General features: G+C 52.2%; 17 protein-coding genes. 12 read left to right on the forward strand and 5 right to left on the reverse strand.

The genetic code is table 11. The features are described from left to right. Positions 1-17: 17 nt before the first annotated feature. On the reverse strand, positions 18-728 hold the full coding sequence (gene mtgA / locus D4L85_RS18555; protein ID WP_119755704.1) for a monofunctional biosynthetic peptidoglycan transglycosylase: 711 nt from the start codon (positions 726-728) through the stop codon (positions 18-20). Between the two features lie 221 nt (positions 729-949). Here mtgA and D4L85_RS18560 point away from each other — a divergent pair, with 221 nt between their 5' ends. From D4L85_RS18560 to D4L85_RS18570, 3 genes are read left to right on the forward strand one after another with little or no spacing between them, the layout of a single operon-like run. Then, the gene (locus D4L85_RS18560) at positions 950-1,279 is read left to right on the forward strand and encodes an L-rhamnose mutarotase (RefSeq protein WP_119755705.1); all 330 of its coding nucleotides are present in this window, start codon (positions 950-952) and stop codon (positions 1,277-1,279) included. Between the two features lie 9 nt (positions 1,280-1,288). Continuing rightward, on the forward strand, positions 1,289-2,116 hold the full coding sequence (locus tag D4L85_RS18565) for an amidohydrolase family protein (protein ID WP_119755706.1): 828 nt from the start codon (positions 1,289-1,291) through the stop codon (positions 2,114-2,116). Positions 2,117-2,128: 12 nt separating this feature from the next. Further along, positions 2,129-2,917, forward strand: a complete 789-nt coding sequence (locus D4L85_RS18570) for an L-fucose dehydrogenase (protein ID WP_119755707.1) — start codon at positions 2,129-2,131, stop codon at positions 2,915-2,917. A gap of 54 nt (positions 2,918-2,971) precedes the next feature. Here the strand turns inward: D4L85_RS18570 and D4L85_RS18575 are convergent, their stop codons facing one another. Beyond that, positions 2,972-4,159, reverse strand: a complete 1,188-nt coding sequence (locus D4L85_RS18575) for a CehA/McbA family metallohydrolase (RefSeq protein WP_119758851.1) — start codon at positions 4,157-4,159, stop codon at positions 2,972-2,974. Between the two features lie 530 nt (positions 4,160-4,689). Between D4L85_RS18575 and D4L85_RS18580 the strand changes: the two genes are divergently transcribed. Beyond that, positions 4,690-4,875, forward strand: a complete 186-nt coding sequence (locus tag D4L85_RS18580; protein WP_119755708.1) for a type II toxin-antitoxin system HicA family toxin — start codon at positions 4,690-4,692, stop codon at positions 4,873-4,875. A gap of 35 nt (positions 4,876-4,910) precedes the next feature. Further along, a complete protein-coding gene (locus D4L85_RS18585) occupies positions 4,911-5,291 on the forward strand; it encodes an XRE family transcriptional regulator (RefSeq protein ID WP_119755709.1) in 381 nt (126 codons plus the stop codon). Positions 5,292-5,302: 11 nt separating this feature from the next. Here D4L85_RS18585 and D4L85_RS18590 read toward each other — a convergent pair whose 3' ends face one another. Beyond that, positions 5,303-6,025, reverse strand: a complete 723-nt coding sequence (locus D4L85_RS18590; protein ID WP_119755710.1) for a 6-phosphogluconolactonase — start codon at positions 6,023-6,025, stop codon at positions 5,303-5,305. A 170-nt stretch (positions 6,026-6,195) separates the two neighbouring features. On the opposite strand from D4L85_RS18590, the gene D4L85_RS18595 reads away from it, so the two are divergent. From D4L85_RS18595 to D4L85_RS18605, 3 genes are all read left to right on the forward strand, one after another. Then, complete coding sequence (locus D4L85_RS18595; RefSeq protein WP_228450527.1) at positions 6,196-8,952, forward strand: family 78 glycoside hydrolase catalytic domain; 2,757 nt, start codon at positions 6,196-6,198, stop codon at positions 8,950-8,952. A 24-nt stretch (positions 8,953-8,976) separates the two neighbouring features. Then, on the forward strand, positions 8,977-9,816 hold the full coding sequence (locus tag D4L85_RS18600) for a polysaccharide deacetylase family protein (protein WP_119755711.1): 840 nt from the start codon (positions 8,977-8,979) through the stop codon (positions 9,814-9,816). 174 nt (positions 9,817-9,990) lie between these two features. Then, positions 9,991-10,722, forward strand: coding sequence for a hypothetical protein (locus D4L85_RS18605; protein ID WP_160143824.1), 732 nt, complete (start codon positions 9,991-9,993; stop codon positions 10,720-10,722). 97 nt (positions 10,723-10,819) lie between these two features. On the opposite strand, the gene yiaA is transcribed toward D4L85_RS18605, so the two are convergent. Both yiaA and D4L85_RS18615 read right to left on the reverse strand, forming a co-directional pair. Next, positions 10,820-11,233 carry an inner membrane protein YiaA gene (gene yiaA / locus D4L85_RS18610; RefSeq protein ID WP_119755713.1) on the reverse strand — a complete coding sequence of 138 codons (414 nt, stop codon included), beginning with the start codon at positions 11,231-11,233 and terminating at the stop codon, positions 10,820-10,822. A 96-nt stretch (positions 11,234-11,329) separates the two neighbouring features. After that, on the reverse strand, positions 11,330-12,475 hold the full coding sequence (locus tag D4L85_RS18615; RefSeq protein WP_119755714.1) for a hypothetical protein: 1,146 nt from the start codon (positions 12,473-12,475) through the stop codon (positions 11,330-11,332). A gap of 515 nt (positions 12,476-12,990) precedes the next feature. Here D4L85_RS18615 and D4L85_RS18620 point away from each other — a divergent pair. From D4L85_RS18620 to D4L85_RS18635, 4 genes are all read left to right on the forward strand, one after another. Beyond that, positions 12,991-13,794 (forward strand): SDR family oxidoreductase, encoded by an 804-nt coding sequence (locus D4L85_RS18620; RefSeq protein ID WP_119755715.1) that lies wholly within the window; start codon positions 12,991-12,993, stop codon positions 13,792-13,794. A 90-nt stretch (positions 13,795-13,884) separates the two neighbouring features. Beyond that, positions 13,885-16,509 (forward strand): MGH1-like glycoside hydrolase domain-containing protein, encoded by a 2,625-nt coding sequence (locus D4L85_RS18625; protein WP_119755716.1) that lies wholly within the window; start codon positions 13,885-13,887, stop codon positions 16,507-16,509. A 60-nt stretch (positions 16,510-16,569) separates the two neighbouring features. Further along, entirely contained in the window at positions 16,570-18,531 is a 1,962-nt protein-coding gene (locus D4L85_RS18630) for an amylo-alpha-1,6-glucosidase (protein ID WP_119755717.1), read from the forward strand. 73 nt (positions 18,532-18,604) lie between these two features. After that, a complete protein-coding gene (locus D4L85_RS18635) occupies positions 18,605-19,834 on the forward strand; it encodes an outer membrane beta-barrel protein (RefSeq protein WP_119755718.1) in 1,230 nt (409 codons plus the stop codon). The last annotated feature ends 34 nt before the right edge of the window (positions 19,835-19,868 follow it).

Here is a 19,868-nt window from a genome sequence, read left to right on the forward strand (position 1 = left end):
TCAGGACGAGTCTGTCGCTATCTACCTTGCTTTCTTGCAGGCATGAGCGCCTGGATGTCCTCGTCGCCGTCAAGGAAATTCATCTGCTGGATAACCCAGGGGTAGCGTTTGGCGATGTATTTTGACACGGGCTTTACCGTATATTTCTTCGGATTAGGAAGCGAGGCCGCAATCATGGCCGCCTCTGTGCGGGTGAGCTTTTTGGCCGGCTTATTGAAGAATTTCCGGGATGCAGCTTCTATGCCGAATACGCCCTTGCCCATCTCCGCCACGTTGAGATACATCTCCAAAATGCGTTTCTTTCCCCACACCGCCTCGATCATGAAGGTGAAGTAAACCTCGAGGCCTTTGCGCAGCCAACTGCGGCCTTGCCACAGAAAAACGTTCTTTGCCACCTGCTGGCTAATGGTGGAGGCGCCGCGCAGGCGGTTTGGTTTTTTCTTGTTGATCTCCATGGCCTTCTTGATGCTTTTCACATCGAAGCCGTTGTGGTCGGGGAAGAGCTGGTCTTCGGAGGCCATGACGGCCAGGCAGGCGTTGGGCGACATGTCGTTCAGGTGGATGTAGTCGCGCTTCAGGCCGTCGCCCTTTACCCAACTGATGAGTTGGGTGGCGGTGACGGGCGGGTCCACCCATTTCAGGATGATGATGTAGATGAGTTGGGCGGCAAACAGGAATAGGAAAACATTTTTGATTTTATTTCCTACGGAGAGAAGCCATGCCTTCATGTCGTGCGCGTTTTTCGTTTGCCTCTTTAAAGGACGGGCGAAAATACGAAAATGCTTTTTTTGTCAAGCGCTATGGCGGAGGGGAAATAAGATAAATTGTTTGTCTTGCAGGAATCCTACTATATTTAAGGACCTACATACGATTGTAAATAAAGTACGTGGGATAGGAGAGCAATTTTCCTAACCCCGTCAAAGCCACCAATAAAAATGGAAAGCGTACTATGAAACGTTTTTGCTTCGCCCTGGACTTGCAAGATGACCCTGCGCTGATCTCTGAATACGAATTCTGGCACCGCAATGTGTGGCCCGAGATCCGGAAAAGCATTTTGGATGCCGGGATCACCAACATGGAGATCTACCGCATCCTGAACCGGCTCTTCATGATCATGGAAACCACCGACAGCTTCGATCCGCAGGCGAAAGCCCAGCAAGATGCCGCCAACCCGAAGGTGCAGCAATGGGAAGAGCTGATGTGGAACTATCAGAAACCGCTTCCCCACGCCAAGCCCGGCGAGAAGTGGATGCCCATGGAAAAGATCTTTCAACTCTAACACCCCGGCATGCGCATCGACGCCCACCAACATTTCTGGAAGTTCGATCCCGTTCGCGACAGTTGGATCGACGCCACCATGTCCACCATTCAACGTGACTTTTTTCCGGCCGACCTGAAACCCTTGTTGGATGCACAGGGTATCGAGGGGTGTGTGATCGTGCAGTCCGACCAGTCGGAGGCGGAGAATGTTTTTCAGTTGAAAAATTCCGAAGGTCACGATTTTGTAAAAGGCGTGGTCGGCTGGGTGGATCTGCAAGCGGACGATGTGGAGGATCAATTGGTGCACTACAAGGCGTTCCCCAAAATGAAAGGCTTCCGCCATGTGCTCCAAGGCGAACCGCAGCGCGACTACATGTTGAACGCAGCGTTTATGCGGGGCGTTGGGGAATTGAAAAAATTCGGGTACACCTACGACATACTCATCTACCAGGATCAACTGGCTTACGCCGAGAAATTTGTAAAGGCGTTTCCCGATCAACCCTTTGTGCTGGATCATATGGCCAAGCCCTCCATTCGCACAGGCGACCTATCGCAATGGAAGAAAGGCATACAAGCCTTAGCGGCACACGACAACGTGTGGTGTAAAGTCTCGGGCATGGTGACCGAAGCCGATTGGAAACGCTGGAAGCCCGGCGACTTTGTTCCCTACCTCGACACCGTAACCGAAGCCTTTGGAACACACCGGCTCATGTTTGGCAGCGACTGGCCGGTTTGCCTGGTGGCTGCCGCTTACGCTGAAGTGTATGACCTGGTACGAAACTATTTTTCATCCTTCAGTGCAAAAGAGCAAGACGCTATCTTTGGAATCAACGCAACGAAATTCTATAACCTATAAAAATATTTACATATGGACTTACTCCTGAAAGATAAAGTGATCATCGTCACAGGCGGTGCCAAAGGGATCGGCGAAGGCATCGTGAAAGTGCTGGCCGGCGAAGGCGCTATTCCTGTGATCGTTGGCCGCAGCGAAGAAGACAACGTAAAGATCGTCAACGAAGTGATTGCATCCGGTGGCAAAGCTTTCCAGATTGTGGCAGAGTTGACAGACCCCGAAGCGTCGGAACGTGCCGTGAAGGCGACCTTGCAAAAATATGGCAAGATCCACGGCCTTGTGAACAACGCCGGTGTGAACGATGGTGTGGGTTTGGAGAAGGGCTCTTACGAAAAATTTGTAGCGTCGCTCCATAAGAACCTCATCCACTACTATCTCATGGCGCACTACGCACTCCCCGCATTGAAAGAAACCCGCGGTGCCATCGTAAACATCGGTTCAAAGACTGCCGAGACCGGTCAGGGTGGAACCTCTGCCTACGCAGCCTCCAACGGTGGCCGCAATGCGCTCACGCGCGAGTGGGCTGTCGAGTTGTTGAAATACAACATCCGGGTGAATGCCCTCATCGTCGCGGAATGCTATACGCCGCTCTATGAAAAATGGATCCAAACGTTGCCCAACCCCAAAGAAAAATTAGCCGAGATCGAATCCAAGATCCCCCTGGGCCAACGCATGACCACGGCCGAGGAAATCGCCAACGCCGTTGCCTTCCTGCTCTCGGAACGCTCCAGCCACACCACGGGACAGCTGGTCTATGTGGACGGCGGATATGTTCACCTCGACAGGGGATTGGCCAATGCATAAGGGATCGCACCACGACGATCCCTCACGCCATCGGCCCTTAAACAATGTTTATGCTCAGAACTTCGGATCGAAATTGAAAAAGATCGGGTTCGACAGCGCGATCATGTTCTCACTCAGTGCCATCGATTCAGGCACCTGCGGGTAGGGTGTGGGCGTGCCCTCGATCATCACGCGGTAGTATGTTCTGCCCAGGTTTGCAGGGGTGTCCGTAAACTCGACATAAGGCGTCTTGGCGTTCACTTGCAACGTGTCGAACGGATTGCCATTCTTTATCACGCGTACCGTGTATTCCCCGGCGACGCTATTGCCGCTGAGTTGGACGCGGAACTTGACGGGTTTTCCGGTAGGCTTCATGTTGTCACCCATCATCATGTCCATCTTGCCGTCCTGGTCGAGATCGGCGAAGAATTCAACGCGGGGTGCATAAGGATTTGCGCTAACGGAAACGCGCCCGTTGGTAAGGGCGTCCACCACCGCTTGCGAAGTCCGCGCCGTGGCAAATACCCAGGTGGTGGGCGTTCCGATGTTGTTGGCTTTTACTTGCACGGTATTCTTCGTGGCCTTGTCGGGCGTGTCAGGTGCACCATGATGTACGTCGCTTCCTCCGCGGCCTGTCAGCTTGCGACCCGATGAAAGCATGTCGTCCCAGATCATGATCGCATTGGCGTTCTTGGGCCAAACGGCCGAGTTCCAGACTTCGATGGATTCGAGCATATCATAAGAGTATCCAAAATGATCTTTCCCGCTCGGGTGGTTGGCCGAAAGGTGAATGCCGAGCTCCTTCTTCACCGCCCCAACGTTCACATCCCGCTGATCGCGCACGTCATATAATCGCTGATGCTCATAAGGTTTGGCCGAGAAGACATTGCCATGTCCACGCGTCGTTGTCCATTCGGCGCCGTATAGAAGCAACACCGACTCTGACTTAAACTCCGGATCGGCCCAGGTGTGATGTGCCACATCGCCGTCGACATGGTTGTCGTGATCGGTGATGCAGACATAATCGATGCCAGCGGCTTTCGAAAAGTCTATAATTTTTGAGATGGGATGGTTCGACGACTCTTTGCTGTGACGCGAGTGCACATGCAAATCACCCTTCAGCCACACGCCGCCCGTAAGGCTGGCCACTGGCGGCAACGTGCCCACATCCTTGAGCGCCCAAGGATTGGTGTAGGTCGACTGTGCCAGCGAAACGCTGCTGATGCAGATCGCCATAATCAATCCCATGTAAATAACATTCATCTGCTTTTTTGTCCTTCTGTTTTTCACTTGCATATCGCACTCGTTAAATATTTAGTAGTTAGTATTAAGCGTAAATTATTTTTGAGTTAAGGGTATTCGCGTTTGCGCGGAGCATCTTTGTTCATCGCCGCTAAAGGTTAGGCGCGCTGAACGGCCGATCATATTAACTTTTATCAACGGGCGGTGTAGATGATTCCTGGTTTTACAACTACGCGATGTCACGATGTCCATCATCGGTTAAAAATTGTGGCGAGCAGGAAAGTTTACCACGGTATTTCAAATGCTGTGGATAGATTAAGAAATCTTTATGTAACACAAGAAGTGCAGGGATTCTCCCGCGCGTAGGTCCTCCTTTATCGCATTTAAAGGTTATTTATCTGATAATCAATAGAGTCCGCATTGGCCCGGTTAGTGCATTGGGATTAAGAGGTTTATGATCATTATCAGGTATATTATTATTTACTTTATTGTTGGAGGTTAGGTAAACTTTTATTTACTTTGTTGCAGAACGTTGGCAGCTATGGAAACCTATGAAATCAAGTGAATTGCTGCGCGCGCTTCAGCGTGCCGGGTGGTATGTGGACAGGCAAAACGGATCGCATGTGATCATGAAGCATCCGGAAAAAGAGAAGGCCTTCATCTCCGTGCCCAACCATGGTAGTGCAGAAGTTGGTAAAGGGCTTCTTAGAAACATTCAGAAAAAAGCGGGCCTTTAACAGGAAGAATTTTTAGTGACTCTCAAACAAACATCATGAAGAAACTGGTTGTAAAAATTGAAAAAACAAGCACAGGCTTTTCCGCCTATTGTGAAAAGTATCCTGCCTTCACCACCGGAAAGACCTTGACGGAGCTCTCCTCGAACATGGTCGAATCGCTGAACCTCTATTTTGACGAAGAAGGAAAAGGAAGGAAGGTCACCGCGCGTGATCTCAACTTCCAACTCGATCTGGGCAATCTTTTTGAGATCTTTCCCATCAACGTAAAGGCTTTCTCGAACCGGTTGGGAATGAACTACACGCTTTTGATCCAATATGTCAAAGGCGTGAAAAAGCCTTCGGCAAAACAGACGGAGAAGATCTTAGAGGGCATGCAGGAAATAGGGAAGGAGTTGTGTGAGATACGGCTGGTGTAACCTCACGGGAGCTACAAGGCCTCACCAGCCTCGGCATCGACCATCACCACGCCGTGTTCCAGCTGTTGAAAAATGCTGGCCGGGAGCGCTTCGGAAGCGGGAAGCTTAAGGGCCTTTTTCAAAATGGCGTTCTTCGTATAGCCGTTGGCAATGAGGATAGGCAGTCTCGCTTCGCGGACATGTCTTAGCCCCAGGGTAAGGCCCTTGTCAAGACGGGTGGATTGGGAAAAGTATTTTTGTCCGACGGTCTTTGTTTCTTCAGCCAGCGTGCTCACATGGGCTGCGGCATCGAAGGGTGTTCCCGGCTCGTTCATGGCGATGTGCCCGTTTGTGCCGACACCCACCAGCATAACATCCAAACCATGATGCCTATTGATCAATGCATTGATGCGGTCCGCTTCGTGTTGCAGATTGGTCGCCAGTCCGTCGAAGAAATGAATTTGCTCGGGCAGGATGCTGGCGGGAATAAAAAAAGAATCGTTCATCATGGTGCGACACGAGCCATCGTCTTGCGGGCCCAAGCCCACCCATTCGTCGAGACCCACAAAGGTGCACTGGCTCACATCCAATCTTTTGTCCAAAATATCGGTCACCATGCATTCGAACACGCCCATCGGCGTATGGCCCGAGGCGAGGCAGACCAGCGACTTGGGTTTTTTGGAAATATACAAACCGACGACATCCGCCACGGCGCGACTGAGGCTTTTATAGTCGGGGTAAATATGGAGCTTCATAATTCCTGAAATGTAGTTCAAAAATTTCACTTCCGGGTTATTTCAGGAGGACGTGTTGTTGCGTAACTTTCATGAGCATGCGGAACGCCATTTGCCCGACAGCCCAGGATAGCCATCCCTGTGATACCCGATATTTTTGAAAAGCATCTTCTCCCTAAACCAGCACGATCTTGAAAACGCTCATTTCTTTTTTGCTTGCCTTTCTCCTCGTCTCCGCTTCTTTTGCACAGCGCACGTCGCTCCTCCAACCGGCTCACCTCACCTGCGAATACCAAAATAATCCGCTGGGCATCGATACGGGCACGCCACGGTTGGGGTGGAATTTTCAAACGGCGGCGAGAGATCAGTACCAAACGGCCTATGAGATCATGGTTCGCCAGGAAGGCGGACAATCCACAGTTTGGTCTACCGGAAAGGTGATGCAAAATGGAAACACCCAGATCGACTATGAAGGCGAACCCTTGCTCCCCTTCACCCGCTATTACTGGAAAGTGCGCACCTATGATGCGCACGATCAACCCTCCGGCTGGAGTGATGAAGCCTGGTTTGAAACCGCCATGTTGAAAACATCCGACTGGCAGGCCAGGTGGATCGACAACGGCAGCACCCTACCCGCGCGCGATGAGGATTTCTACAAGGACGATCCCATGCCGCTGTTTAGAAAAACACTGAATGTCCAAAAGAAACTCGCCTCCGCCCGCCTCTACATTTCCGGGTTGGGCTATTACGAAGCCTATCTAAACGAAAAGAAGATCAGCGACCACGTGCTGGACCCGGGGTGGACGACCTATAAAAAAGAAGCGCTTTATGTCACGCACGACATCACCGTCATGCTAAAGCCCGGCCAGAACGCCATCGGTGTCATGTTGGGCAATGGTTGGTGGGACCCGCTGCCCCTGAGACTTTTTGGCCGCTTCAACCTGCGCACGGTTCAGCAGACGGGCCGGCCTTGCGTGAAGGCAGAGATCCATTTGAACTATGCCGATGGCACCCGCGAAGTGATCGGCACCGATGCTTCGTGGCAAACGACCAACGGCCCCATCGTGCGCAACAATGTTTACCTGGGCGAGCACTACGACGCGCGCCTGGAAGTGAAGGGTTGGAGTGGGCTGAAGGCACCGGGCAACACATGGAAAAATGCAACCTTAGCCGAAGGCCCGGCCGGCACGCTGCACGCTCAATTGCAGCCCCCGATCCGCATCACCCGCACGCTAAAGCCCACCCGGATCCTTGAAATAAAACCCGGTGTCTACATTGCCGACATGGGTCAGAATTTTGCCGGTGTGGCCCGCGTCACCGTGAAAGGAAAGAAGGGAACCAAGATCAGCCTGCGCTACGGCGAGGCCTTGCTCCCCGATGGCACATTGAATTATCTCACCACCGTAGCCGGCCAGTTGAAAGCCCTCTGGAACATGAACGGCGGCCCGGGCGCACCGGCCACGGCCTGGCAGGAAGACAGCTACACGCTGAAGGGCGAAGGCACCGAGACCTGGTCGCCCCGCTTCACCTTCCATGGCTTTCGTTATGTGGAGATCACCGGGTGGCCCGGCAAACCAACGCCCGACAACATCGAGGGCCTGCGTATGAATGCCGACCTGACCCGCAACGGCGAGTTCACCTGTTCCAACGACATGTTCAACAAAATACACGAAGCCATCCAATGGACTTTTCTGAGCAACGTGTTTAGCGTGCAATCCGATTGTCCCGGCCGTGAAAAGATGGGCTATGGTGCCGACATGGTGGTGACAGCAAACGCCTTTATGTACAACTTCGACATGAGTAACTTCTACACCAAGGCCGTGCACGATTTCGCCAACGAGCAGCGACCCGAAGGCGGCATCACCGAAACGGCCCCCTACACCGGCATCGCCGACAAAGGCCTGGGCGATGAGTCGGGCCCGCTGGGATGGCAGCTCGGTTTTCCTTACCTGCAGGAACAACTCTATGAATTTTATGGCGACGAGCGCATCATCGCCACGCAATACGACAACGTGGTCCGGCAAATGACCTTCCTCCAAGCCAAAGCCATCGACGGCCTCTTTCATTGGGACATCAGCGATCATGTGGCCATCGATCCGAAACCGGAAGCCTTCAGTGCCTCGGCGTTCTATTATCATCACGCATTGCTGGCGGCGAAGTTTGCGGGCATCTTGAAAAAAGCTGATGATTCTGTGAAGTATGCCAAGCTGGCCGGACAGATCAAGCAACGCATCGTGGAGAAATACCTGGTGCCACATACGGGCCGGTTCGACAACAGCACACAGTCGGCACAGCTGTTTGCCTTGTGGTATGACTTGTCGCCGGAGAAGGAGAAAACATGGGAAGTGTTGATGAGCGAGTTTGCGCGTCATCAGGATCACGTGGCGTCGGGCATCTTTGGTGTCAAAATGATGTTTGATGTGCTGCGGCAAAGCGGGCAGAATGAAGTGGCGTATCGCATTGCCAATCAAAAAGATTATCCCGGGTGGGGATTTATGTTGAAGGAAGGTGCTACTACCTTGTGGGAGTCGTGGGAATATCCCGACAACGCGCCCTCGCAAAACCATCCCATGTTCGGCTCCATCGACGAGTGGTTCTATCGCTCGCTGCTGGGCATCAACCCGCTGGCACCCGGGTTCCGCAAAATACAGATCAAGCCGCAGCCGGCGGGCGACCTCACGTGGGCAAAGGGAAGTTACACCTCCGTCCAGGGAAAGATTGTGAGTGAATGGAAAAAAGAGGAAAACCGTTTTCAGCTCACGGTGTCTATACCCGCCAACACCCGTGGCGAAGTGTGGATCCCGTTCGCGCCCGGCAGTGACCTGAAAGAGAACGGCACCATCATCGGTAAGGAAGGCATGTCGAAGCACGTGCGTTATGTGAACGGCTATGGTGTGGTAGAGATCACCAGCGGCGACTACGTCTTTGAAGCGACAACCCATAATTAAGATCCATCCCAAAACAAAGAACGCATGAAATACATACTCCCCATCCTGCTGCTGGCCACTTCGATACTTCAGGCTCAAACGCCCCCGCGACTCATCGTGCGCGGGGATGACATGGGCTTTTCGCACGCGGGCAACGAGGCTTTGATAAAGAGTTATAAGGAAGGCATCGAAACCTCCATTGAAGTGATCGTGCCTTCGCCCTGGTTCCCGGAAGCGGTGAAACTGCTGCGCGACAACCCGGCCGTTGACGTGGGCATTCACATTGCCCTGACCAGCGAATGGGAAAACATAAAATACCGCCCCGTGTCGGCGTGCCCTAGCCTGACGGATGCCGACGGCTATTTCTATCCCATGATCTGGCCCAACAAGAATTACCCGGGACAATCGCTCACAGAAAACAAATGGACGCTGGCCGACATCGAAAAAGAGTTGCGTGCACAGATCGGGTTGGCCTTGAAAAAGATCCCGCGCATAAGCCACATCAGCGCCCACATGGGGTGCTATGACATGGACCCCGAAGTGAAGAAGCTGGCCAAACGGTTAGCCGTGGAATATAAGATAGATATCGACCCTGCAGAACGAGGGGTGAAGGGGATAGGCTACAAGGGCCCGCATCAAACCTTCGAAGAGAAGGTGAGCAGTTTCCTGGCGATGCTGGAAACGCTAAAGCCCGGGGAAACCTACTTGTTCGTGGACCATCCAGGTCTGAACACCCCCGAGCTACAGGCCATCTTCCATATTGGCTATGAGAATGTGGCAACGGACCGGCAGGGGGTAACGGATTTGTTTATGGACAAACGTATACGGGAGGCTATACGCCGTAGCGGCGTCCAGTTGATCAGTTATGCCGACCTGAGGAAATAACCACCCTAACCCTACTGGACTCCCTGTTTTAAGGGTCAAGTCAGCCCGAATTCTTGAAAAAGGGACGGAATTATTACGTGGCAACGCGAATGCAGCATAATATCTTAATATTTGTCCGTGAAGAAATATGGGTAAGTCCCCGTATCTTTCGAACGTTTACCTAAAACCTTATCTATGAGAAAAATCATTTTATCTGCATCCCTCATTCTTAGTTTGATTTTGACCGGCTTTAGCCAGGACAAAAAAGTAGCCCTCGTTACATTTTTCGGCGACAAAAAAATCGGTGGTACCGGCATGAGCACCATCGGCGAATCGTTGATGAAGGACCCCAACTTCAATCTTGCGCCGCTCGTCGACAAAGCCTACGAACGTTTTGTGAACGATTTTGCAAAAGACTTTCCTTTCAAGTTGATCGACCAAAACGAGATCAGCAGCAATCCCGATTATCAGAACTTCAAGTCGTCTATGTTGGCCGACACGGCCAGCGGCTTCAACAAGTCCATGGGCATCCAGTATGCCGTGGTGAAGGGCTTTGTCTGGGCCTATGGCGATATCCAGGGCTTACTGAAAGAAGAAAAACGTGACCCTTGTAACCTGGCCAAGATCTTCCCCCAGGCCGATGGCATTTTGTTTGTAACGATGGACTACGAATTTCAACCCCGTGCCATGGGCTTTGCCGCCGGTGCTGTGGCCTATTTGAACATGTTCATGTATGACAAGAAGTGCGACAAGGTCTTCCGCATCCGCGAGCAAGGCGTTTCGAAAGGAAAAGTACCTGCGGTAGGCGGTATTCCGATCATGGACGTAAACAAGATCCAACCCCTTTGCCAGGATGCAACCGAAGTGTTGTTTGAAGAGCTGAAAGGCAAGCTGGGCAAGATCGTGAAGAAATCGGCTAAATTCTAAGCTGTCAACATAGAAGCTTGCGGCTTCGTGATACTTTGAAATAAAAAAAACGTCCTGGATAACAGGACGTTTTTTTTTATTTTCAGTCGATTGTCAACTAAGGTTGTTCTTGTTCTTTGTCGGCTTTGGCCAGGTCGCGGGTGTTCTTTTGTACGGCGATGGCGGCAAACATGCTCAGCAAAAAGGACATGGCATAAAACCCTTTTTCACTCAGCGTCAGGGTTGCATTCCAGAGGCCGACCACGAGCAGCAAGATGGCGAGAATGGTGGAGAACCAGCTGAGGCCATAATAGATGTTGGTGACAGGAATACCTTCCAGTTGGTCGCGCACACTTTTCTGAAGCGACACGGCCGAGAACAATCCGTACATGAGCACGGTGAAGTAATACCCTTTTTCGTTCAGCATCATTTCGGCATTCCAGAGGCCGATGTTGAAGGAGACCATGCCCGCCAGGAGCGCGATCCACGACGCGGCGATGAAGGCATTGGAGGGTTTCTGTGTTTGTGTCATAGCGATATGGTTTAATGAAGGTTGGAGATTCGTCAGGCAAGACGAGGGTGACCTTGCTTATGTTTTTTGATTTAGAGTCCTATATGAAATTAATCCTTAAAAGATTTTGTATCCCAAAATGAACGAGAACTTTTGAAAGTTAAGAAAGCTGTCCTGGTCAGAGGTCAACAGTCTCCGCGTGCTGTATGGGCGCGCTTCAATGCTAAATTTTCTATACTGGAAGCCTGCGCCACCCGCGAAACTCAGCGTAAATCCTTTGGACGCCGTGAAGTCGCGAGCCTCATAGGTGAGCGCAAGATCGGCGATCATGCCGGCATTGATAAAAATGGACGTTTTTTTGCCGAGGAAAAAATAGTACCGTGCGGCGAGCATTGGCTCGATCGACTGATAGGTGGCCGCATACCGCCCGCTAGTTTTGAACGAATGAAATGCAGGCTCAAACAGAAGAGACCATTTGTTTCGATTGAAGGGCAGAACAAATTCCAGTTCGGCGCCCAACCGGTAGTCGGTTGCTTTCCCGTAGTCACGATACGTATAGTCGCCTCCATCGGTCCGGGTCAGAGAACCCGTGCCAATGCCGGGCGCGATCTTGAGGTGGACTTTTTGTTGAGAATGCTTTTCGCGATCCACAGCCACGATACCATGACAGGCGTTGTATTCGGTGAAATATTTTGCGAGGGGTTTCCGCTCGTATTTAACCTGCTTTACTTTTTCGGTAGAAAACGAGGCACAATACACAAACGTCTGAAGCTGATTGATGTATTCGCGGTTCTGTCCAAAGTTGGTACTGGAGTGGTAGTACACATTGTTTCTGACCTCGTCTGCCGTGAACAAGTACAGTTTGTACACCAATTGTTTTATGTCGCCACCGTCGACGGAAAAGAAGAAGTAGTCAAAACCTTGTAAGCGGTGATGGTACAGGTTGGCTTTGCCCTCGACCAGGACGCGTAGGAAAAGGGTTTGTTCCTTCCACTCCGGTGTTTTGGTGATCGTGAGCTTCCGGATATCCCGCGTGGCGAGTTCCGCCGGTAAAGTTTTTCGGATAAACCTGGCATCGCCGATGCCCAGTTCTTTGATCTCGGATACGTTCATGGAAACGGCTTCGGAACTTTCCGAATTCTTATACCGGATCTTGTCGGGACTGCCAAACCAATCGCTGTTCTTAATAAAGCAGTCGCTTCGAACGCCATCGTTGTTGATAAAATAACCTTTCTCGTATTCAATTTGGCCAAAAACGTGCAAAAAGGAACAAGACAAAACAAGTACAAGCAAAATTCTCATAGCAAAAACACCCTGGGGGTTGAGGGTTAACAAAACAAACCTGGGGGCAAGGTAATGATGTTTATGTGAAATAAAAACGATTGCGGAAGCGTGACAAACTTGCGGCACCGTGATCGAAAGTCCGGTGAACCAAGAACAGACGATGAAAGGGTGTTTGAAAAGACGTTTAAAAAGAGGCGAGCCTGCCAGAAATAAAAAAGTATGCCCGATACACACTATCGCACGCGTTACTGGTGTTGTTTTTTGTTTTGCGTAGATATCTCCATAGGCGAATCAAGGCAGCGCAGCATGGGGAAGGCCATGTGACCATGCAGACTTTGGCTGAGCACAGGAATCACCGGGTGGTAAAATGGTCGTGTTCGCGTCTGCCAAGAACATGAACGGCCATCCGTAAAAGATAAGGCAGAAGACTGCCGGCCGACGATAAATTTATAGCGATAAAACCCGTAATTTGACGTACGTAAAAACCCTACTGCATGAAACGTAAACTGGAAGGACAAACCGCCATTGTCACGGGCGCCAGCTCCGGCATTGGCGCGGGAGTGGCCAAGGCCCTGGCTGCGGAAGGCGCCGCCGTAGTGATCAATCATTCTTCCAGTGCCGACAAGGCTGCAGCCGTGCTGGACGAGATCAAAAAGGCCGGTGGCAAAGGCATCGTGGTCAAGGCCGATGTGAGCAACGAAGCCGACGTGCAAGCCATGTTCAAAGAGACCTACAAACAATTTGGCACGGTCGACATCCTGGTGAACAACGCCGGGTTGCAGAAGGATGCTAAATTTCACGACATGACGCTGGACGAATGGAACCGCGTCATCGCCATCAACCTCACGGGCCAGTTCCTTTGTGCGCGTGAAGCCATCAAAGAATTCCTGCGCCGCGGTGTGGTGCCCGAACGGTCAAAGGCCGCGGGCAAGATCATCTGCATGAGCTCGGTGCACGAGGTCATTCCCTGGGCAGGACACGCCAACTATGCAGCCTCGAAGGGCGGCATCATGATGCTGATGAAAACGATCGCCCAGGAATATGCACCGCAGAAGATCCGCGTCAACAGCATCGGCCCCGGCGCCATCCGCACCCCCATCAATCACGCGGCCTGGCAAACGCCGGAGTCGTACAACCAGTTGTTAAAACTCATCCCCCAAAAACGCATCGGCGAAGCAGAAGACATCGGCGGCGCGGCCGTGTGGCTGGCTTCCGACGACTCGGACTATGTGAACGGCATCACGCTGTTTGTCGATGGTGGCATGTTGCTCTATCCCGGTTTTGAAGATAATGGCTAAGGGAGATTTCTGACGGCAGAAGCTTCCTCTGTAAAAATTGTTCCCCCCAAAGAAATACCCAGTGTAAACTATACAAGCACGACAACAACCATGACGCCAACTGCCGAAGAACAACGCCTGCTGGACGACCGCGACAAGAAAGCAAACTGGCGCTTTCTGGGACCCTATCTCACCGAGCGTCAATGGGGCACTGTCCGAGAAGACTATAGTCCCGGGGGAACCGCCTGGGAATATGTGTCGCACGATGCGGCGCGCAGCAAGGCCTACCGCTGGGGCGAAGAAGGTATTGGCGGAATAAGTGACGATAAGCAACGCATGTGTTTTTCCGTTGCCCTGTGGAACACCCAAGACCCTATTCTGAAAGAGCGACTCTTCGGCCTCACCGGGCACGAAGGAAACCACGGCGAAGACGTTAAAGAGATCTACTACTATCTCGACAGCACGCCGACGCACTCGTACATGAAGATGCTGTACAAATATCCGCAGCAAGCATACCCCTACAGCCAGCTGGTAGATGAAAACCGCCGTCGCGGCAAGCTCGACCCCGAATACGAGTTGATCGACACGGGCATCTTCAACGAAGATCGCTACTTCGATGTGTTCATGGAATACGCCAAAGCCGATACGGATGATTTGCTGATTCGCATCACCGTGCACAACCGCGGACCAAAAAAAGCATCACTCCGCGTGTTGCCGCAGATCTGGTTTAGAAATACCTGGGCGTGGGGCTACGACAACTATAAGCCCGAAATGTTTCGCGACGAAGAGGGGGTGATCGAGATCAATCACCGCGACCTGGGCAACTACTACCTGGTGGGCGCCGGCAAACCTGAAGCCGTGTTCTGCGAAAACGAAACCAATCTCAAGCGCCTTTACAACGTCGAGGGTACTGGTCCTTTTAAAGATGGCATAAACGATTATGTAGTGAACGGCAACCGCGAGGCCATCAGCAGCCATCACCGGGGAACAAAGGGTGCCTTCGACTACAACCTGTCGATCGCTGCCGGAAAGTCGAGCACCATTACCTTGCGTCTGACGCCAAAATATTTAGTCAACCCCTTCCAGGATTTCGATGCCCTGTTTGAGCAACGCCTGCAGGAAGCCAATGCTTTCTACGATAATATGCAGGCCGGCATTGACGACGCCGACAAGGAGAACATCCAACGCCAGGCCATCGCCGGTATGTTGTGGAGCAAACAATTCTATTTCTACGACGTATCGGAATGGCTCAAGGGCGACCCGGCTCAGCCCCCGCCACCCGAACAACGCGAGCATGGCCGCAACCACGACTGGCCGCACTTGAAAAATTGCGACATCATCTCGATGCCCGACAAATGGGAGTACCCCTGGTATGCCGCCTGGGACCTGGCCTTTCACTGCCTGCCCATCGCCATGGTGGACCCGGAGTTTGCCAAACATCAATTGGTGCTGCTCACCAAAGAATGGTATATGCACCCCAACGGACAGCTGCCGGCCTACGAGTGGGCGCTGGGCGACGTGAACCCGCCCGTACACGCCTGGGCTACGTGGCGCATCTATAAAATTGACGAGAAGCTGCAGGGCGGCAAAGGCGACCGGAAATTCCTCGAAGAAGTGTTTCACAAGCTGCTGCTCAATTTTACGTGGTGGGTGAACCGCAAGGATTATAATGGCAACAATATCTTTCAGGGAGGCTTCCTGGGGATGGACAACATTGGCGTGTTCGACCGCAGCGCGCAGCTTCCTACGGGCGGATACATCGAGCAATCGGACGGCACCAGTTGGATGGCGATGTTCACGTTGAACATGTTGCGCATGTCGCTGGAGTTGGCAAAAGAAAACCCCACCTATCAAAGCCTGGCCACCAAATTCTTTGAGCACTTCCTCTACATTGCCGGGGCCATGGCCAACGAAAAGATCGATTTGTGGGACGAGGAGGATGAATTTTTTTATGACGTGTTGCGCACCCCCGATAACCAGCGCACCATTATGAAGATCCATTCCATGGTGGGCCTGATCCCGATGTTTGCCGTGGAGGTGCTGGACCAGGAGCTCTACGATGCCATGCCTGCCTTCTACGAGCGCGCCGAATGGTTTCTGCGCCACCGGCCAGACCTCGCCAACCTCATTTCGCGATGGACCGTGAAAGGCAAGGGTGCGCGGCACCTCTTGTCGCTGTTGCGCGGCCACCGCATGAAACGGCTGTTGAAGCGCATGCTGGACGAAAGCGAATTCCTGTCGGGCTATGGCATCCGCGCCTTGTCGCGTTATCACCTCGATCATCCCTATGTGTTGCACGCCAACGGCGTCGAGTTTAAAGTGAAGTACACCCCCGCCGAGGGCGACACCTCGCTGTTTGGTGGAAACTCCAATTGGCGTGGTCCCATTTGGTTCCCCGTAAATTTTTTGTTGATCGAGTCACTGCAACGCTTCCACCACTACTATGGCGACGACTTCAAAGTAGAGCACCCCACCGGCTCCGGCAACATGCGAACGCTGAAACAGATCGCCGACGATTTGTCGGAGCGTATGATCAGCATTTTTCGCAGGGATTCCAACGGCAAGCGCGCGGTGTTCGGACCGTACGAGAAATTTCAGAACGACCCCCACTTCAGGGATTACATTCCCTTCTACGAATATTTTCACGGCGACACAGGACGGGGTGCAGGTGCGATGCATCAAACGGGCTGGACTGGCCTCGTTGCCAAATTGATACAGCCGCGGAGAAAGAAATAGGAACTATTTCACGCCGTTTCTTTTTTAGTGAGGAAGCTAACGTTACAAAAGGATGAGGCCATGAAGTTTGACAAGAAAACACTTTCAGATTTTGATCAGTCCCTGCGTTTGGAGTGGCTGGAGACAAACGGTATAGGAGGGTACGCCAGTGGAACGGTTTCCGGCGCAAATTCGCGTAAGTATCATGGCTTGCTGGTGTCGGCACAACATCCGCCGGTGGGGCGTATGGTGGCGTTGTCGAAGTTGGAGGAAACACTGGTGGTGAGAGGGCCGGGCAACACAGAAGAACGTTTTGAGCTGGGCGCCAACCAATATCCCGGTGCCGTACACCCCAAAGGATTCCAATATCTGAAAAGTTTCGAACGGCAACTTTTTCCCGTGTTTACCTATGAGGCCGGCGGCGTCGAGATCCGAAAGACCATTGCCGCCGTGCACGGCGAAAACACAACGCTGGTGATATACGACGTGGTCCGCGCCCGGCGACCGTTCACGTTAGAGTTGCTGCCGTTGAGTTCATGCCGCGACTTTCACAGCCTCACCTTTGCCAACGATGCGATTGGCACCCAGTATATTTTTGACGATGGTGTTTTTCGTACACTGAATTATCAGACCTGCCCGGAGATCTTTATCGCCGTGCCCGGTTCGCGCTTCACTGAAAATCAAACCTGGTATCGGAATTTTGAATATGCCGTGGAGCAGGAGCGAGGGCTGGACTATCGCGAGGATCTTTATACACTGGGCAATTTTTCTATCACCTTGAAGAAGGGCGATACCTTGGGCGTAATCATTTCCACGGACGACCCCACCGGAAAAGACGCGGCCAAACTGTTTGCCCGGGAGACAAAAAGAAGGGAAGGTCTGATCAGTAAATTTTCCGGCAACGAAAACCTGAAGCGTCTCGCGCTCGCTGCCGATCAGTTCATTGTGAAGCGAGGAGAGCTCAGCACCGTCCTCGCGGGCTATCCTTGGTTTGCCGATTGGGGCCGCGACACCATGATCGCGTTGCCCGGGCTGTGCCTGGTCACCGGCCGATTTGATGAGGCCAAGAAAATCCTGCTTCAGTTTGCGAGCGTCGTCAGCGAAGGCATGCTCCCCAACCGTTTCTCCGACCGCGAAGAACCACCCGAATATAACACGATCGACGCCACCCTTTGGTTTTTCCAGGCCATCTATCACTACTACAACGGCACGAAAGACAAGTCCTTCTTAAAAAAGATCCTTCCCGTCCTGGAAGAGATCATGACCTGGCACGAGAAGGGCACACGCTACAACATCAAGGTCGACGAGGCCGATGGCTTGCTGTCGGGAGGCCAGGAGGGCGTGCAACTCACCTGGATGGATGCCAAGGTGCAAGACTGGGTGGTGACGCCCCGTCGCGGCAAGGCCGTTGAGATCAACGTGCTTTGGTACAACGCCCTCTGCATCATGAATTTTCTCCTGACCGAAAATGGCAAAGCCGACATGGGGAAACCCTATGCCGTCAAAGCGGAAAAGGTAAAAGAACAATTCAACATTCAGTTCTGGAACGAAGCGCAGCAAGCGCTGTTTGATTACATCACGGCTACGGAAAAAAACAGTGCCCTGCGCCCCAACCAGGTCTTCGCCATAAGTCTGCCGTTTCCCTTGCTTACCAAAGAGCGCGCGAAAAAAGTCCTGGCGACGGTCACCGATCATTTGCTGACACCAAAGGGACTGCGCAGCTTGTCGCCAGACGACGCTGAATATAAGCCCGTTTACTTAGGCAATCTCTGGTATCGCGACGGCGCCTATCACCAAGGCACGGTGTGGAGCTTCCTGCTGGGGCCGTATATCGATGCCGTGATGTATGTGAAAGAAGACAAGGGTAAAGCGGAAGCTGCGCGTCTTCTCCTAAAATTCTTCAACCACCTCGACGAAGCCTGCATCGGATCGGTTTCTGAAGTTTTCGACGGCGAGACGCCACATGCCCCGAGAGGCTGTGTGGCACAGGCCTGGGGAGTGGCAGAAGCATTGCGTGTAGCGGTCAGATATGACTTGACTTGATGCTCTAAAACAGACCCAACTGGAGTTTGTTATAAATGCATATCTTTGGCATTAGCCTAATTCGTTGTCACCTATGAAATTGTTTTTCGCGCTCGTGCTGAGCTTCATTTCCCTGGGGCTGTATGCCCAGGATTTTAAAAAAGGATTTATTGTAACGCTGGAAAATGATACTGTCCCTGGACTGTTAAGCTACCGGGAGGGTTCTAAAGCCCATCGGGTTTGCAGTTTCAAGGCATCGCCCGAGCAGGAGGTTGTGAAATACGAACCCACGCAACTCGTTGGATATGGCTTTGTGAACGACACCTATTTTTCGTCAAAGTTCGCGGAAACAAAAGACAGCACGTCGCAGCAGGTCTTTCTGGAGTTGCTGGTCAAGGGTCGGGTGTCGCTCTATAAATATGACTATTTCTTTTTCATGGAGAAAGAAGGCGATGACCACCTTCACAAAATCATCCGCCGCGACATGGCCTTCGAACGTAATGGCCTCGTGTATAAACAGAAGTCGACAACGTATATCGGTGTGGTGAAGACATTATTGAACGATTGCCAGGAACTCAAGGGGGAAATGGAAAATATAGGATTCAATGAACAATCGCTTGCCCGCCTGGTGGAAAAATATAATCGCTGCATGGGCGCATCGCTGGCGGTGCCCAAAGCGCAAAAACGTTGGTTTAAGGGAGGCATCGGTCTAGTGGCGGGTGTTGTTCAGTCACGGCTGCACATGACGTCGGAGTTTGGATGGAACGAATATTTGGCGGGCACGTATCCGGTCTCAACGGCACCGGTGGTAGGAGCTACATTCTCGATGTCGTCACCGCGTATAAACGAACGGCTCGCGGTGTTGGTGGAGGCGCGATTTTTGAAATCTTCCTACGTCTTGCATAAGGAGACTGTATCGGTCGTGACCACGCAACGCGGCAACTCCTCGATCGATATTTCTCAGCTTCACATCCCCGTGGGGATTCGTTACACATTTACCAGTCAAAAGGTCGCTCCGTTTTTCGATGTCGGTTTTTCAACCGGTTTTTTTCTGAACAAGAAGGCGACAACACAGCGTGAGCTGCAGTATCCAAACACGAGCCCACAGGTATTTCCGGAAGAAGACTTGCCCCTCAAAAGCCGTCAGTCGGGTCTGTGGGGCGGCATTGGGATGGTTTTTTCTATCCATCCACACTGGAACAGTTTTGTAGAACTCCGCTACGAGAAGGCCGGCGCCATCGTAGATCCAGATGTCAGAGATAAGGACAGGATAGGATCACACGTGAACAGCTTGCAGTTGACGATTGGTTTGAGAACAAAATAAAAGAATCGACACTTCTTATCGATAGAATCAGGTT

Origin of the sequence: Chryseolinea soli (genome assembly GCF_003589925.1) — a bacterium.
In the GTDB taxonomy this organism is placed as follows: Bacteria; Bacteroidota; Bacteroidia; order Cytophagales; family Cyclobacteriaceae; genus Chryseolinea; species Chryseolinea soli.

Coding starts and splice junctions, on each gene's coding strand:
- D4L85_RS18590 (WP_119755710.1), bottom strand. CDS start 6,025: ATGAAGCTCCATATTTACCCCGACTATAAAAGCCTCAGTCGCGCCGTG.
- D4L85_RS18570 (WP_119755707.1), top strand. CDS start 2,129: ATGGACTTACTCCTGAAAGATAAAGTGATCATCGTCACAGGCGGTGCC.
- D4L85_RS18605 (WP_160143824.1), top strand. CDS start 9,991: ATGAGAAAAATCATTTTATCTGCATCCCTCATTCTTAGTTTGATTTTG.
- D4L85_RS18585 (WP_119755709.1), top strand. CDS start 4,911: ATGAAGAAACTGGTTGTAAAAATTGAAAAAACAAGCACAGGCTTTTCC.
- D4L85_RS18560 (WP_119755705.1), top strand. CDS start 950: ATGAAACGTTTTTGCTTCGCCCTGGACTTGCAAGATGACCCTGCGCTG.
- D4L85_RS18565 (WP_119755706.1), top strand. CDS start 1,289: ATGCGCATCGACGCCCACCAACATTTCTGGAAGTTCGATCCCGTTCGC.
- D4L85_RS18625 (WP_119755716.1), top strand. CDS start 13,885: ATGACGCCAACTGCCGAAGAACAACGCCTGCTGGACGACCGCGACAAG.
- D4L85_RS18600 (WP_119755711.1), top strand. CDS start 8,977: ATGAAATACATACTCCCCATCCTGCTGCTGGCCACTTCGATACTTCAG.
- yiaA (WP_119755713.1), bottom strand. CDS start 11,233: ATGACACAAACACAGAAACCCTCCAATGCCTTCATCGCCGCGTCGTGG.
- D4L85_RS18630 (WP_119755717.1), top strand. CDS start 16,570: ATGAAGTTTGACAAGAAAACACTTTCAGATTTTGATCAGTCCCTGCGT.
- D4L85_RS18575 (WP_119758851.1), bottom strand. CDS start 4,159: ATGAATGTTATTTACATGGGATTGATTATGGCGATCTGCATCAGCAGC.
- D4L85_RS18620 (WP_119755715.1), top strand. CDS start 12,991: ATGAAACGTAAACTGGAAGGACAAACCGCCATTGTCACGGGCGCCAGC.
- D4L85_RS18635 (WP_119755718.1), top strand. CDS start 18,605: ATGAAATTGTTTTTCGCGCTCGTGCTGAGCTTCATTTCCCTGGGGCTG.
- mtgA (WP_119755704.1), bottom strand. CDS start 728: ATGAAGGCATGGCTTCTCTCCGTAGGAAATAAAATCAAAAATGTTTTC.
- D4L85_RS18580 (WP_119755708.1), top strand. CDS start 4,690: ATGAAATCAAGTGAATTGCTGCGCGCGCTTCAGCGTGCCGGGTGGTAT.